This is a genomic window from Fuchsiella alkaliacetigena (assembly GCF_023227765.1).
Taxonomy (GTDB): Bacteria; Bacillota; Halanaerobiia; order Halobacteroidales; family Acetohalobiaceae; genus Fuchsiella; species Fuchsiella alkaliacetigena.
In genome coordinates this window covers 1-13,419 of the sequence record NZ_JALKBZ010000013.1, presented here as the reverse complement: position 1 = coordinate 13,419, position 13,419 = coordinate 1, and the positions used below count along the sequence as shown (strand labels likewise).

Below are 13,419 nucleotides of genomic sequence, written 5' to 3'. Positions count from 1 at the left end.
AAGATAAATTATGTCTAATCAAGTTGCTTTAACTGGAAATGAAGCCATAGCTAATGCTATGCGGCAGATTAATCCAGATGTAGTAGCTGCTTATCCCATTACTCCTCAGACAGAGATTGTACAGATTTTTTCTCAATTTGTTGCTGATGGAGAGGTAGATACTGATTTTGTTACTGTAGAAAGTGAACATAGTGCTATGAGTGCTAGTGTAGGAGCTTCCGCTAGTGGAGCTAGAGCTATGACTGCTACTGCTGCTAATGGTTTAGCTTTAATGTGGGAGATTTTATATATTGCTGCTTCAACTAGGTTACCAATTGTAATGCCGGTTGTTAATAGAGCTTTAAGTGGGCCGATTAATATTCATTGTGATCATAGTGATTCTATGGGAGCTAGAGATTCAGGTTGGATTCAGCTATATGCTGAAAATGCTCAGGAAGCTTATGATAATACTATTCAGGCCTTTAAGATTGGTGAACATGAGGATGTTAAGCTACCTGTGATGGTTAATATGGATGGTTTTATTATCAGTCACGCAGTGGAAAACTTTAATATATTGGCTGATGAAGATGTACAGGAGTTTATTGGTGAGTATAATCCTGAACATACTTTATTGGATGCTGAGAATCCGATTACTGTGGGCCCTATAGATTTGCAAGACTATTATTTTGAGCATAAAAGACAGCAGTCTGAGGCTGTAAAGCATGCTAAAAAAGTAGTAGCTGAAGTGGCAGAAGAGTATAATGAGTTAACTGGACGCGGCTTTAGTTACTTTGAAGAGTATAAGCTGGATGATGCTGAGGTAGGTATTGTTGCTTTAGGTTCTACTACTGGTACTGCTAAAGCAGCAGTAGATAACTTAAGAGATGAGGGTATTAAAGCAGGGCTTTTGAAGCTAAGACTATATAGACCTTTTCCTGCTGAGGAGATCACAGAAGCTTTGAGTAATTTGAAGGTTTTAGCTGTTTTAGATAGAGCTGAAACTTTCTCTGATACTGGCGGGCCCGTATTTGCAGATATCAGGAGTGCGCTTTATAATGCTGATTCTGAGATAGAAGCAGTGAATTATATTTATGGTCTTGGTGGTAGAGATACTCAAGTTGATGAAATTGAAGCTGTTTATAAAGATTTGCAAGATATTTTAGAATCTGGAGAAGTTGAAGAGCGGGTTCAATATCTAGGTGTAAGAGAATAGGAGGTGTAATAAATGTCTAAAGTAGATTTAAAGGAGATAGCTAAGCAAGAAGAAGAATTGACTGGTGGACATAGATTGTGTTCAGGATGTGGAGCTTCGATTATAGTTAGACAGGTAATGCGAGCTACTGAAGATCCAGTAGTGGTTGGAATAGCTACAGGCTGTTTAGAGGTTTCAACTACTATTTATCCCTATACTGCTTGGAAAGGTTCTTTTATTCATAATGCTTTTGAGAATGTGGCCGCTACAATTAGTGGAGCCGAATCAGCTTTTCGTTCTTTAAAGAGACAAGGTAAGCTAGAGGGGGATACTAAGTTTTTAGCTATTGGTGGTGATGGAGGAACTTATGATATAGGTTTTCAATCACTATCTGGAGCCTTGGAAAGAGGTCACGACATGGTGTACTTATGCTATGATAACGGGGCTTATATGAATACTGGAATTCAACGTTCTAGTGCTACTCCTAGAAATGCTAGTACTAGTACTAGTCCAGATGGTGAGGTGATTCCTGGAAAGCAGCAGTTTAAAAAGGAATTGACAGATATCGTTGCTGCTCATAATATTCCTTATGTTGCTCAAGCTTCTCCCCATAATTTTAGGGATTTAATTAAAAAAGCTAGAAAGGCTTTTGAAGTGGAAGGCCCAGCATTTTTAAATGTTTTGGCTCAGTGTCCAAGAGGTTGGAGACATCCTGAAGGAGAAGGATTGGATATTTTAAGAGCTGCTACTGATACCTGTTTCTGGCCTTTATTTGAGGTGGAAAATGGTGAATGGAAGTTAAATTATATTCCTAGGGAAAAGGCTCCAATTACTGATTGGTTAAAGCCTCAGGGAAGATTTAAACATTTATTCAAAGATAAAAATAAGTATTTAATTGATGAAATTCAAGAACACGTTGATCAGAGATGGGAAACACTTCTGCATAGAACTGGAGAAAAGTAAATAATAACTATTAAAAATAGGGTTAGCTTTAAAGCTAACCCTATTTTTAATAGTAGATTTTAGGTTAAAAATAATTTATCTGCAAAGACTATTTTACTTGACACTTTAGTCTTATTTTGATAGACTTATAGAAAATTTGAAATGTGTTTAAATCTATTTTTAAATAAAGGCTAGATTAAAGAGATTTAGATAACCTAAGTATGGTTTTTAAGACTATGCTTAGGCTTTTTAAATATCTATTTGTTATTTTAAAATGTAAAGTTTAAGGAGGGTTTTAAGTGAAGGAAAAATTTGATAAGGAAGGTATTACTTTCGATGATGTGCTGGTAATGCCTGCTAAATCAGATGTATTACCAAAAGAAGTTGATGTTTCTACTAAGTTGACTAAAGAGCTTAGCTTAAATATTCCTATTGTGAGCGCAGGTATGGATACCGTTACTGAAGCAGAGTTAGCAATTGCTATGGCTAGAGAAGGCGGTATTGGAATTATTCATAAAAATATGTCTATTAAGCAGCAAGCTGAGGAAGTGGATAAGGTTAAGCGTTCTGAAAGTGGAGTAATAGTTAATCCTTTTTATTTAACTCCGGAGAATTTGGCCTATGAAGCAGAACAGTTAATGTCTAAATACAGGATTTCGGGAGTACCTATTGTTAATAACGATCAGGAAATGAAATTGGTGGGGATTATTACTAATCGTGATTTGAGATTTGAAAAGAACTTTGATCAAAAAATAGAAAAGATTATGACTAAAGAAGATTTGGTTACGGGGCCAGTAGGTACTGATTTAGAAGATGCTAAAGAAGTACTGCAAGAGCATAAAATAGAGAAATTACCTTTAGTTGATGCTGATGGTGTTTTAAAAGGCTTAATTACTATTAAAGATATTGAGAAAGCGGAGAAGTATCCGTATGCAGCTAAAGATAGTCAAGGACGTTTGTTAGTTGGAGCGGCAGTAGGAATTGATAGCAATACTTGGGATAGGATTGATGCTTTAATAGAAGCTGGAGTCGATGTTTTAGTTGTTGATACTGCTCACGGCCATTCACAAGGAGTTTTGGAGTTAGTAGCAGAGATTAAGGAGAATAATCCTGAGCTGAACTTAATTGCTGGTAATGTGGCTACAGCTGAGGCAACTAAGGATTTGATAGAAGCGGGAGCTGATGCGGTTAAAGTAGGAATCGGGCCCGGTTCTATCTGCACTACTAGGGTAGTAGCTGGGATTGGGGTACCCCAGATTACTGCTGTTTATGACTGTGCCAAGGAAGCTGATAAATATGGAGTACCAGTAATTGCTGATGGAGGTATTAAGTTTTCTGGTGATATAGTTAAGGCTCTAGCAGCTGGAGCTAGTACAGTAATGTTAGGAAGCTTATTAGCGGGTACTAAAGAAAGTCCTGGAGAAAGAGAAATTTATAAAGGTAGAAGTTATAAGGTTTATAGAGGTATGGGTTCTATGGAAGCTATGAAAGAGGGAAGTAAGGATAGATATTTTCAGGATGAAGTGGAAAAGAAAAAGTTAGTTCCGGAAGGCATTGAAGGAAGAGTTCCTTATAAAGGTCCTTTATCGGAAACTATTTATCAGCTAGTTGGAGGTTTAAGATCAGGTATGGGATATGCCGGAGTAGTTGATATTCAAGCCTTAAGAAATGAAACTAGATTTATTAGAATTACCGGAGCTGGTTTAAAAGAAAGCCATCCTCATGATGTAAAGATTACTAAGGAAGCTCCTAATTATAATATAGATCAGTAATTAATTTATTAAAGACTCTTCTATTTTAAAATAGAAGAGTCTTTTTGCAATGTACTTTGAGATAGAGTAATTAGATTTTTTGAAAGTGTTGTTTTGGATAAGCACATAATAGCTTATCACCACATAAGTATAAAAGTGAATTATCATTGGAGGTAAAAATAATGAAAGAGCTTAATTGTTGCTTTATCTGTGGTGCTCAAAATGTGGATGGAATTAAAATTAAAGATGAGCTGCTCTGTTTAAGCTGTGAAAAAGAATTAATAATTACTTTTCCTTTAGATGTTGAATATGATACTTATTTGCTTAAACTAAAAGCAATACTATTCAGTTAGTGCTGTTTTCGTTTTAATTCTGTTTTGATTTCTTTGATTTGTTCGACGGATAAGTCCAAAGAAACTGCTAGTTCGGTATCTGACATCCCTAGGGCCCACATAGTCATAAACCTATGTTGATCTACTCCGTGCTTTTTTTCAAACTCCTCCTGTTCTTTTGAATGCATATTAACACCCCTATTATATAATTTTGTCCTAAAACTTGAAATTAATACGATAAAATTTTATAGAGGAGAATATGTTCTTTTCAAGAATAATAAAAATAATGAATAGCTTTATATGGAGGTTAGCAGATGGAAGGACTGTTTATTACCTTAGAAGGTGTTGAGGGGTCAGGTAAATCGACACAGATAGAAGTATTAGCCAAGTATCTTATTCAAAAAAATTATTCAGTTCTTAAAACTAGGGAGCCGGGGGGAACAGAGATAGGTGATAGGATTAGGGAGATACTATTGGATACTAACTTAGATAATTTAAGTGATAAAACTGAGTTATTACTTTATTTTGCTAGTAGGGCCCAACATGTAGTAGAGGTTATTAAACCATCTTTACAGAAAAATAAAGTGGTACTTTGTGATCGTTTTGGTGATTCCACTTTAGCATATCAAGGCTATGCTAGAGGAATAGGACTGGAGCTAATAAAAGAACTAGAACAGTTAACTATTGGTGACTTGAAACCGGATTTAACTTTTTTGTTGGATATTGATCCTGAAGTTGGTTTAGCTAGGGCTAGAAACTTGACCAAAGCTAAATTTGGCGATAGAATAGAGAGTGAAACTATTGAGTTTCATCAGCGAGTAAGAGCTGGTTATTTAAATTTGGCTAAAAATAATAATAGATTTGAAATTATAAATGCTAATTTGGCTAAAGAAAAGGTATCTGCAGAACTGTTAAAAAGATTAAAAGTGAGGTTAGAAGACTATGAAGATTCAAAATAAGTTAAAGCAGGACTTAAATCAAATTTTGTCTAAAAAACCTACTCAAACTGCTAAATCTAGCCAGGTTGAAAAAAATGAATTTTTAGATACCTTGCAGGAAGTACAGGGGGAACAGGTTAAGGATAAGCTAGATGAATTGCTTTCTTTAATCGATGAACAGGGAGAAAAACTAGCTAAAAATAGAACTTTTAATGAACTAGTTAAGTATAAGAAAATGGTACAGCAATTTATCAAAGAAACTGTAGAGCAAATGTATAATATCAAAGAGGAGTATGGTGGGCATAGATCTGGGCAGCATAAGGTCTATACACTAGTTGAAAAGGTTGATCAGTCTTTAGAGGAGTTGACAGATTTGGTTTTATCTGAACAGGCTGATCAATTAGAGATATTGGATAGACTGGATGAGATAAGAGGTATATTAGTTGATTTTTATATTTAAGTTTCAATTTAGGAAAGGATGAAAGAGGTTTATGAGTTTTAATGAAGTAATAGGACAGGCGCTTCCAGTTAAGTTATTGAAAAATATGCTTTCGCAGCAGCAAATTAATCATGCCTATCTGTTTGCAGGGCCAGCAGGAGTGGGAAAAGAGTTTGTAGCTAAACAGTTTATTAAGGCTCTTAACTGCACAGAAAATGAGCTAGATGCTTGCGAAAAGTGTATTTCCTGTCGGAAGTTTGCTAGTAATAATCATCCTGATGTAATTGAGATAACACCTGAAGGAAAACAGATTAAAATAGATCAAATTAGAGAGATTCAACAAAATATTTCTTATAAGCCTTACGAAAGTGATTGGAAGGTTTATTTGTTTAAAGAGGCTGAAAAAATGAATCTGCAGGCTGCTAATAGCTTATTGAGGATTTTAGAAGAGCCTCCTGCCTATGCGATTATTATCTTATTAACGCTTAAAGAAGAATTATTACTACCTACTATTACTTCGCGCTGTCAAATTATCAGGTTTAGGCCGTTGAAGACAAAAGAAATTAAAAATGAGCTAATTAATCGGTGGGGTTTAAGTTCTGTTCAAGCAGAACGACGGGCATTATTAGCTGGTGGTAGCTTAGGACGAGCTGTAAGCTTTACTGAAGATGATTCAGTATTAACAGTTAGAGAAGAGGTTTTAGCTGCAGTTAAAAAAATATTGGATTTTGATATAGTAGAGATATTTGAATTTGCTCAACAGCTATTAACCTATAAAGAAAATTTGAATTATGTATTTGAGATACTAATTACTTTTTATAGGGATTTATTAATATATAAGCAGATAAAAAGTTTAGAGTTAGTAATAAATTTTAATAATGAGCAGGAGTTACTGGAATTAAGCTCTAAATATAGGTTTGGTGAATTAGAAAAAATAATAAAATTAATAACAGAAACAGCAGAAATAGTTAAGAAAACTAATGTTAACTTACAACTTGCTTTGGAGGTAATGTTGTTAAAGATAAAGGGAAGAGGTGAAATTAAAGTTGGGAGAGATAACTGTAGTAGGAATAACCTTTAAGGAAGCAGGTAAGATCTACTATTTTGATCCTCAAGATATAGAATTAGTAGTTGGAGATAAGGTGATTGTGGAGACTTCGCGTGGGGTTGAGTTAGGCGAGGTAATAACTCCAGTAACTGAAGTTGATGAAGAAGAAGTAGTAGCTCCCTTAAAAGAAGTAAGGAGAAAGGCTACTCCTAGTGATTTAAAAGTAGTGCAGGAAAATAATGAGGATGAAGAAGAGGCTTTAGAGATCTGTCTTGAGAAAATAGCAGAGCACGGCTTACCAATGAAACTAATTGATGTAGAGTATACCTTTGATAGAAATAAAATTATTTTCTACTTTACTGCCGATGGACGAGTGGATTTTAGGGAGTTGGTTAAGGACTTAGCGGCTATCTTTAAGACGAGAATCGAGTTGAGACAGATTGGGGTTAGAGATGAAGCTAAAATGGTGGGTGGTTTAGGGCCCTGTGGTCGTCAGTTATGTTGCGAGACTGTATTGCGAGACTTTGAACCAATTTCTATTAAAATGGCTAAAGCTCAAAACCTATCCTTAAATCCAGCTAAGATATCTGGAATCTGTGGACGGCTAATGTGTTGTTTAAAGTATGAATGTGATAACTATAAAGAAGCTAAAAAAGAGATGCCTGAGATTGGGGATAAAGTAGAAACTGGGGTTGGAACTGGTGAGATTACTAATTTAAATGTAGTCAAGGAAACAGTGACCGTTGATATGGGAGATAATGATAAGCTCGAACTTTCGGTTGAAGAAGTTGAAACTGAGGAGGAGTAACTTTAACTTTATATTACAAGGGTATCTAGTTAACTAGATACCCTTGTAATATTTTACTTGAGCTGGTACATAATAATAATTAAGAGTTCTAAGCAGGATAAATTTTGATTATCAAGAATATAAAGTCAAGAAGCTTTTATATGGAGGTATTGCTTGTGAAGCAAATTTTAAATTTATTGGCTAATTTTCAGGAACAATTGAATGTCATTACCAGTGAGTTTCAGGAAATTAAGCAGATTGCTTATGAAATATATAAGGAAAATGAAGAACTAAAGGAAAAAAACCAGAACTTAAAGAGCTTATTATTTAAGCAGGAGGAAGAAGGGGAGGAGCTAACTGCTGGAGAAGGCTATGATAATTTAGCTAATCTATATGATGAAGGCTTTCATGTTTGTCATCTTAATTTTGGTGAGCAGCGAAAAGGTGACTGCTTATTTTGCAGGGGATTTTTGGATAATCAGTTAGACCCAAAGGCTGAAGCTGATGAACTGGAAAGAAATTAAACTGAGAGAAAAGGAAAGATTAGATGACTTAATTCATGCTGAACTGAAGATTATTCAAAGTCAGGACTACTTTGCTTTCAGTATAGATGCAGTTTTATTAGCCGATTTTGTGACTGCTAAAGCAGGAGCTAAGGTTATTGATTTGGGAACTGGCTGTGGAGTAATTCCTCTTTTATTGGCTGCTCAGGGGGCTGCTAAAGATATAGTGGGAGTTGAAATTCAGTCTGAACTGGCTGATATGGCTAGCAGAAGTGTTAGCTATAATAATTTAGAGGAATTAATTGAGATTAAGAATTTAGATATCAAAGACTTAAAGTCTGAGTATGAAGCTGAAAGCTTTGAGGTAGTAGTTAGTAATCCTCCCTATCTGCCTTTGGGACAAGGAAAGGTGAGCTCGAAGCGCAGTATAGCGGTGGCTAAACATGAGGTAGAGTTGGAATTAGAGCAGTTAGTTGAGGTTAGTGCTTATTTGCTGAAATACGGGGGAGAAGTCTGTTATATTTATCGAAGTGCTCGCTTGACAGAGTTATTGGAGCAACTGGTGGCTTATAACTTAGAGCCGAAGAGTTTACGTTTGGTATATCCTAATTTGGAAGCTGAGGCTAATTTAGTATTAGTCAAGGCAGTTAAAGGAGCAAATAAAGGGTTGGAAGTGGCAAAGCCTTTGCTTATTTATGAGGCTGATGGTAGCTACACAGAAGAGCTTTTACAGATATATTATGGAGAAAACTATTAAAAAGGCAGTGGTTGAGTTGGGACATTATGTTTATATAGTAAGCTGTGCTGATGATACTTTGTATACTGGTTATACTACTGACTTACAGCGGAGAGTAAAGGAACATAACCGGGGAGTGGGAGCTAAATATACTCGGGGACGAGGGCCAGTAGAGCTGGTCTATTCTGAGGAACATAAAAGCAGAAGTCAGGCTCAAAGCAGGGAGTATCAACTTAAGCAGTATAGTAGACAGGAAAAGATAGCATTGATAACTAAGGAGTGATTAGTTATGGGAGCAGGTATTTTATATATATGTGGAACTCCGATTGGTAATTTAGAGGATATTAGTTTACGAGCTTTGAAAATTTTGAAGCAGGTGGACTTTATTGCGGCTGAGGATACTAGAAGAACACAGAATTTATTGAACCATTACGAAATAGATACTTCTTTGATTAGTTACCATGAGCATAATGAAGAAAAGAAGGGCCCGCAGATTATCGATAGACTGAAGTCAGGACAGGATATTGCTTTAGTTTCTGATGCAGGAATGCCGGGAATTTCAGATCCTGGGTATAAGCTGACAGCTTTAGCTGATCAAGCTGGGATTAGGGTGGTTCCTATTCCGGGCCCTACGGCTATGACAGCGGCTTTAGTAGCTTCAGGGCTGCCTACAGATAAGTTTGTTTTTGAAGGATTTTTACCTAGTAAGAGCAAGCAGCGAGAAAAGAGATTGCGAGAGTTAGGAGCTGAAGGCAGGACTATTGTCTTTTATGAGTCGCCTTATAGATTAAAAGAATGTTTAAGCAGTATCTTAGATGTTTTAGGGAATAGAAAGATAGCTGTTTGGCGGGAGATAACTAAGAAGTTTGAGGAAAAAATAGCTGGCACAGTCAAAGAAGTATTAACTCGCTTTGAAGAAGAATCCCCGCGAGGAGAAATAACTATTGTCTTGGACGGGGCTGACTTAGATAAGATTCAGAATAAAGATGCTGGCTGGAAGCATTTATCTATTTTAGAGCATCTGCAACTATTAATGGAAAAAGGAGTTACTAAAAAGAAGGCTATTAAAATAGTGGCTCAGGAAAGAGACTTACCTAAACGTGAGGTCTATGAAGTAGGAATTCAACTGGATGCTAAGCTTAAAGATTAATTTGGAAGCAGAGGTGGCAGGCTAATGCTAGGAGAAGTAGCTACTAAGCTAAAAAAGAACTTAATAAGCTTTAATAAGCGCCTTCAAGATAGATATAAGGGAGAAGTTGATTTTGATAAACAGGATTTGCGAGAAAGACTGCATCATAAAGTAGGTAAGTTTACTTTATTGGAGCGTTTAAGTAATCAGCGTTTACGGGATTGGCTGGCAAAAGAAGTAGTGGTCGGAGTTGATGGCTCTTTAAATAAAGTGGGGGTTAATTTTCCTCATTACCTCTATTTATTACAGGCTTTAGCTAAAAGTACAGCTCAAGAAGATATTCTTGCTGCGGAAGTTTTTTGTCCGCTTTTAGCAGAAGTGGAGGCAGAGATTGAGCAGTTTAGAGTGCAACAACAGCAAGAAGGTAAAAGATATAGTCAACAAGAAGCAGCTACTAAGTTAAGGACTTCTCTTTTGGCTAAGTTAGAGCTGCAAGTGGCTATTCAAGCTATTCAGAAATGGCCGGTTAAGCTAATTATGATGGATGGTTCCTTGATTAGGTATCGAATTGAGGCTAAAGATAGTTGGCAGCAGTTAAGAGAGTTAGCTTTGGAGAAGGGGGTCTTACTGGTAGGGGTAATTGAAGAAATAGCTACTAAGGAGTTAGGAACTAGGCTAAGCTCCGATTTAGAAGGGATTTATGACCGGGAACTGCTTTTTGGAGTGCTGGAAGTGGGAGAGATGTTGGAGTTGGAGTTTAAGTTAGGTTTAAAGACGGCCTTTTTAAGACCTAGCCAAGACCCACAGGTAATTGGGTTAGATATTTTAAAGGAGCAGCAGGATAAGCTGAAGATAATGGCTGATTTAATTCAGACCCTAACTCCTAAGTCCGGACGAGGAATCCCCTTATGGTTGGATATTGTCGATAATGAGGTTAGGATTTCCAAGCAGATGGTAGAAAGCTTAGTGGATAGTTATTTAGATCCGCAGTTAAAGCGGAGACTATTTGCTTCCAAAAGACAAGAAAGAATCTATTAAATAAAAGGTGGGTTGACTATGCAGGTGGTAGGTTTAACTACTCAGCAGGAGGTATATGTAGCTTCCAAAGAAAGAAAGTTTCGTAGTAATGAGATCTTGAAAATTTTAGACTCCGAATTGGATAATCCCTTAGGCGAGGTAGTGGAGACTCAGTCCTATAATCGCTTTATTCCTCTGTCGATTAAAGATAGCTTTGTGGATAAGGGGGTATTGGAGTCTTTACGCAGTATTGGTTATAATGTTGATGAAGATGAGATTAATATAGCTAAGGTGAGACTGTTAACGGAAGCAACTTATCCTATTAAGACCGGAGTAGCAGCGGAAGTTCCTGCTTTTACTGAGGTAAAAGAGTTACTGGTTAAGGAGTCACCAGCAGAGGGCTTGGTTTTAGGAGTAATCAAGGGAACTGAAGAGATGGCGGCCGGAATGGATGACGACTTAAAGGATGTGGCTCCTTTATTGAAGGGAAAGGAAGTTGTAGCTCAGCAGGGAGTGCCTTTTAATTTTAAGCTGAAGGCTATGCATCAGTACCCTCATATTGGTATTATTGGCGGCTCTGGTTCCGGTAAGTCCTTTGGGATGAGGGTGATGTTAGAAGAGTTGATGAAATTAGAGATACCTACTTTGGTTTTTGATCCTCATTTTGAAATGGATTTTAGTGAGAAGTTTCCAGACTTACCTACTGAGTATGAAGAGGATTTTGAGAGTAAGTTTGAGATTTTTCAGGTAGGTCGCCAGGTAGGGGTTAATTTTGAGGACTTAAGTACTAAAGATTTGCTTGATTTATTATCGGCAGCCAGCGATCTAAGTGAGTCTATGGTTAATGCAGTAGAGACTTTACATAATGCAGAGGCTAAGCGGGATTCTTTTTTTACCTTTGCTGAACGACTAGCTGATTTAAGACAAGCTTTGGAGTTAGGTAGAAAGAGAATTCAACGCAAACTAAAGTCTGGTGAGTTGAGCGGGCAGCAAAAGGAGGAGTATCAACACTACTTAGCCTTAATTGATGATTACGGTAGCCTTCATTTAAGCTCTATTACGGGGTTGACTTGGAGGCTGAATAAGTTAAAGCGGCACGGGCTTTTTCAGCAGAGTATTAGCGAAATAGAGGCTGCTTTGCAGTCTAGAAAGCTGGTAGTAGTACAGGGCCCGATCTGGCTCCTACAGGTCTTTGCTACCTACTTATTAGGCAATCTTTATCGACAGCGCAGAGACTATAAGGATGCTGATTATTCAGGAGAGACCGCTGACTACTTTCCTCCTTTTTTAGTAGCTACCGATGAAGCTCATAACTTTGCTCCTAAAGGCTATGATTCGCCGACTAAAAGAGTCTTAAAGGAGATTTCCCAAGAGGGGAGAAAGTATGGAGTCTTTTTGATTTTGGCTACTCAGCGGCCTACTCTATTGGCGGATACGGTTACGGCCCAGCTTAATAGTAAGTTTGTCTTTAGAACGGTGCGAGCTTCGGATATAGAAACGATTAAACAGGAGACCGATTTAACTGCTGAGGAAGCTAAACGCTTGCCTTATTTGAGCTCCGGGGATGCCTTTGTTTCTTCGGCCATCTTCGGTAGGACTATGGCGGTGAGAATTAGAGTAGCTAAGACTACTAGTCCTCATACCCAAAATCCCTTTGATGAGTTAGAGGCTAAGACCAAGGCTAAAGAGGATGAACTTTACGGAGCCATAGCTAAACACTTACCGATTTATGATGATGATATGTTAACTGAATTAAAAGCAGTTAATAAGGAGTTAGAGGGGAAAATGTTGAGTAGAAATCAATTACAGGATAGATTGGAGACTTTAGTTGAGAGGGGTAGGTTAAAGAAGGAGGATTCTCCTCTAGGTGGTACTGTTTATAATTTAGGTTAATTACGATATTTATCAAAAAATGATGGAGAACTCTGCTCCATCATTTTTCAACTTAACATTCTGTGATGTTGATTGTACCTTCAAGTTCCGCTTCTCTCTCGTGAATAATCTCTCCACCACAGGTTATTGTCATGTCCATTATAAAAGATCCGGGCCCTTCTTCAGACACTTCTAAAGTAAATTCACAGTCTTCTTCATTAACAAGTCCTGTTCCTTCGATCGTTGCTTCTTCTTCATTTTCGCAATCCACTGTAGTTATTTCTTCAAGCTCCAAAAATATAATAACTAATGGTTGATTAGGGATAAACAATGTATATACATATTCTAAAGAACTATTTTCAGGAGTACAATTTGGACAAATATTAAGATTTATTAAGGTGTATTCAATAATTGGTGGAATTGGTGGAAGAGTAATTGCTAAAATTGATCCTAATCCTTGAATTTGACACTCACATATCTCAGGGAGAGGAGGTAATTCTTCAGGGGGCACTTTCATTGCACAAATACAATCAATTACTACCCAACATCGTCTGCTAGTATTATTATCTAGTAATACTACATAATCTTCTTGTACATCTAAAACACATCCTGTAAGCTGACAACAATTAGCTTCGGATTTGATTATCAAAGTAACTCTTTTATTCTTGAAGGCGGTGTTTGTCAAGTAAGTTGTCGCATTTAATTAAAAATTTCTTTGAATACATTCCAGTCAGAGATCCATTTAGGAGTCCTG

General features: G+C 36.9%; 16 protein-coding genes. 14 read left to right on the top strand and 2 right to left on the bottom strand.

Annotation, left to right across the window (positions count from 1 at the left end; translation table 11 throughout):
- Positions 1-10: 10 nt before the first annotated feature.
- From MWH30_RS05465 to MWH30_RS05450, 4 genes are all read left to right on the top strand, one after another.
- Complete coding sequence (locus tag MWH30_RS05465) at positions 11-1,192, top strand: transketolase C-terminal domain-containing protein (RefSeq protein ID WP_248663051.1); 1,182 nt, start codon at positions 11-13, stop codon at positions 1,190-1,192.
- A 12-nt stretch (positions 1,193-1,204) separates the two neighbouring features.
- The gene (locus MWH30_RS05460; protein ID WP_248663050.1) at positions 1,205-2,134 is read left to right on the top strand and encodes a thiamine pyrophosphate-dependent enzyme; all 930 of its coding nucleotides are present in this window, start codon (positions 1,205-1,207) and stop codon (positions 2,132-2,134) included.
- Positions 2,135-2,463: 329 nt separating this feature from the next.
- Positions 2,464-3,885: an IMP dehydrogenase gene (gene guaB / locus MWH30_RS05455; RefSeq protein WP_248663104.1), complete on the top strand. Its 1,422-nt coding sequence runs from the start codon at positions 2,464-2,466 to the stop codon at positions 3,883-3,885.
- A gap of 161 nt (positions 3,886-4,046) precedes the next feature.
- On the top strand, positions 4,047-4,217 hold the full coding sequence (locus MWH30_RS05450) for a sigma factor G inhibitor Gin (RefSeq protein WP_248663049.1): 171 nt from the start codon (positions 4,047-4,049) through the stop codon (positions 4,215-4,217).
- Here the strand turns inward: MWH30_RS05450 and MWH30_RS05445 are convergent.
- A complete protein-coding gene (locus tag MWH30_RS05445) occupies positions 4,214-4,384 on the bottom strand; it encodes a hypothetical protein (protein ID WP_248663048.1) in 171 nt (56 codons plus the stop codon). The two genes, MWH30_RS05450 and MWH30_RS05445, sit on opposite strands and share 4 nt — an antisense overlap.
- A 126-nt stretch (positions 4,385-4,510) precedes the next feature.
- Between MWH30_RS05445 and tmk the strand changes: the two genes are divergently transcribed.
- The 10 genes from tmk to MWH30_RS05395 all read left to right on the top strand — a co-directional run bounded on the left by tmk (position 4,511) and on the right by MWH30_RS05395 (position 12,686).
- The gene (gene tmk, locus MWH30_RS05440) at positions 4,511-5,155 is read left to right on the top strand and encodes a dTMP kinase (RefSeq protein ID WP_248663047.1); all 645 of its coding nucleotides are present in this window, start codon (positions 4,511-4,513) and stop codon (positions 5,153-5,155) included.
- Positions 5,139-5,594: a YaaR family protein gene (locus MWH30_RS05435; RefSeq protein ID WP_248663046.1), complete on the top strand. Its 456-nt coding sequence runs from the start codon at positions 5,139-5,141 to the stop codon at positions 5,592-5,594. Before tmk ends, MWH30_RS05435 begins: the two co-directional genes overlap by 17 nt.
- Before the next feature lie 31 nt (positions 5,595-5,625).
- Positions 5,626-6,654, top strand: coding sequence for a DNA polymerase III subunit delta' (holB, locus tag MWH30_RS05430; protein ID WP_248663045.1), 1,029 nt, complete (start codon positions 5,626-5,628; stop codon positions 6,652-6,654).
- Positions 6,620-7,429, top strand: coding sequence for a PSP1 domain-containing protein (locus tag MWH30_RS05425; protein ID WP_282706205.1), 810 nt, complete (start codon positions 6,620-6,622; stop codon positions 7,427-7,429). The genes holB and MWH30_RS05425 overlap by 35 nt, the downstream gene beginning before the upstream one ends.
- 155 nt (positions 7,430-7,584) lie before the next feature.
- The gene (locus MWH30_RS05420) at positions 7,585-7,932 is read left to right on the top strand and encodes an initiation-control protein YabA (RefSeq protein ID WP_248663044.1); all 348 of its coding nucleotides are present in this window, start codon (positions 7,585-7,587) and stop codon (positions 7,930-7,932) included.
- Complete coding sequence (locus MWH30_RS05415; protein ID WP_248663043.1) at positions 7,913-8,668, top strand: tRNA1(Val) (adenine(37)-N6)-methyltransferase; 756 nt, start codon at positions 7,913-7,915, stop codon at positions 8,666-8,668. Before MWH30_RS05420 ends, MWH30_RS05415 begins: the two co-directional genes overlap by 20 nt.
- Positions 8,652-8,930, top strand: a complete 279-nt coding sequence (locus tag MWH30_RS05410) for a GIY-YIG nuclease family protein (RefSeq protein WP_248663042.1) — start codon at positions 8,652-8,654, stop codon at positions 8,928-8,930. Before MWH30_RS05415 ends, MWH30_RS05410 begins: the two co-directional genes overlap by 17 nt.
- Positions 8,931-8,936: 6 nt before the next feature.
- Complete coding sequence (rsmI, locus tag MWH30_RS05405; RefSeq protein ID WP_248663041.1) at positions 8,937-9,797, top strand: 16S rRNA (cytidine(1402)-2'-O)-methyltransferase; 861 nt, start codon at positions 8,937-8,939, stop codon at positions 9,795-9,797.
- Positions 9,798-9,821: 24 nt separating this feature from the next.
- Positions 9,822-10,814 carry a DNA double-strand break repair nuclease NurA gene (locus MWH30_RS05400; protein ID WP_248663040.1) on the top strand — a complete coding sequence of 331 codons (993 nt, stop codon included), beginning with the start codon at positions 9,822-9,824 and terminating at the stop codon, positions 10,812-10,814.
- 18 nt (positions 10,815-10,832) lie between these two features.
- Complete coding sequence (locus MWH30_RS05395; protein WP_248663039.1) at positions 10,833-12,686, top strand: ATP-binding protein; 1,854 nt, start codon at positions 10,833-10,835, stop codon at positions 12,684-12,686.
- Between the two features lie 52 nt (positions 12,687-12,738).
- On the opposite strand, the gene MWH30_RS05390 is transcribed toward MWH30_RS05395, so the two are convergent.
- Positions 12,739-13,176: a hypothetical protein gene (locus MWH30_RS05390; protein WP_248663038.1), complete on the bottom strand. Its 438-nt coding sequence runs from the start codon at positions 13,174-13,176 to the stop codon at positions 12,739-12,741.
- Between the last annotated feature and the right edge of the window lie 243 nt (positions 13,177-13,419).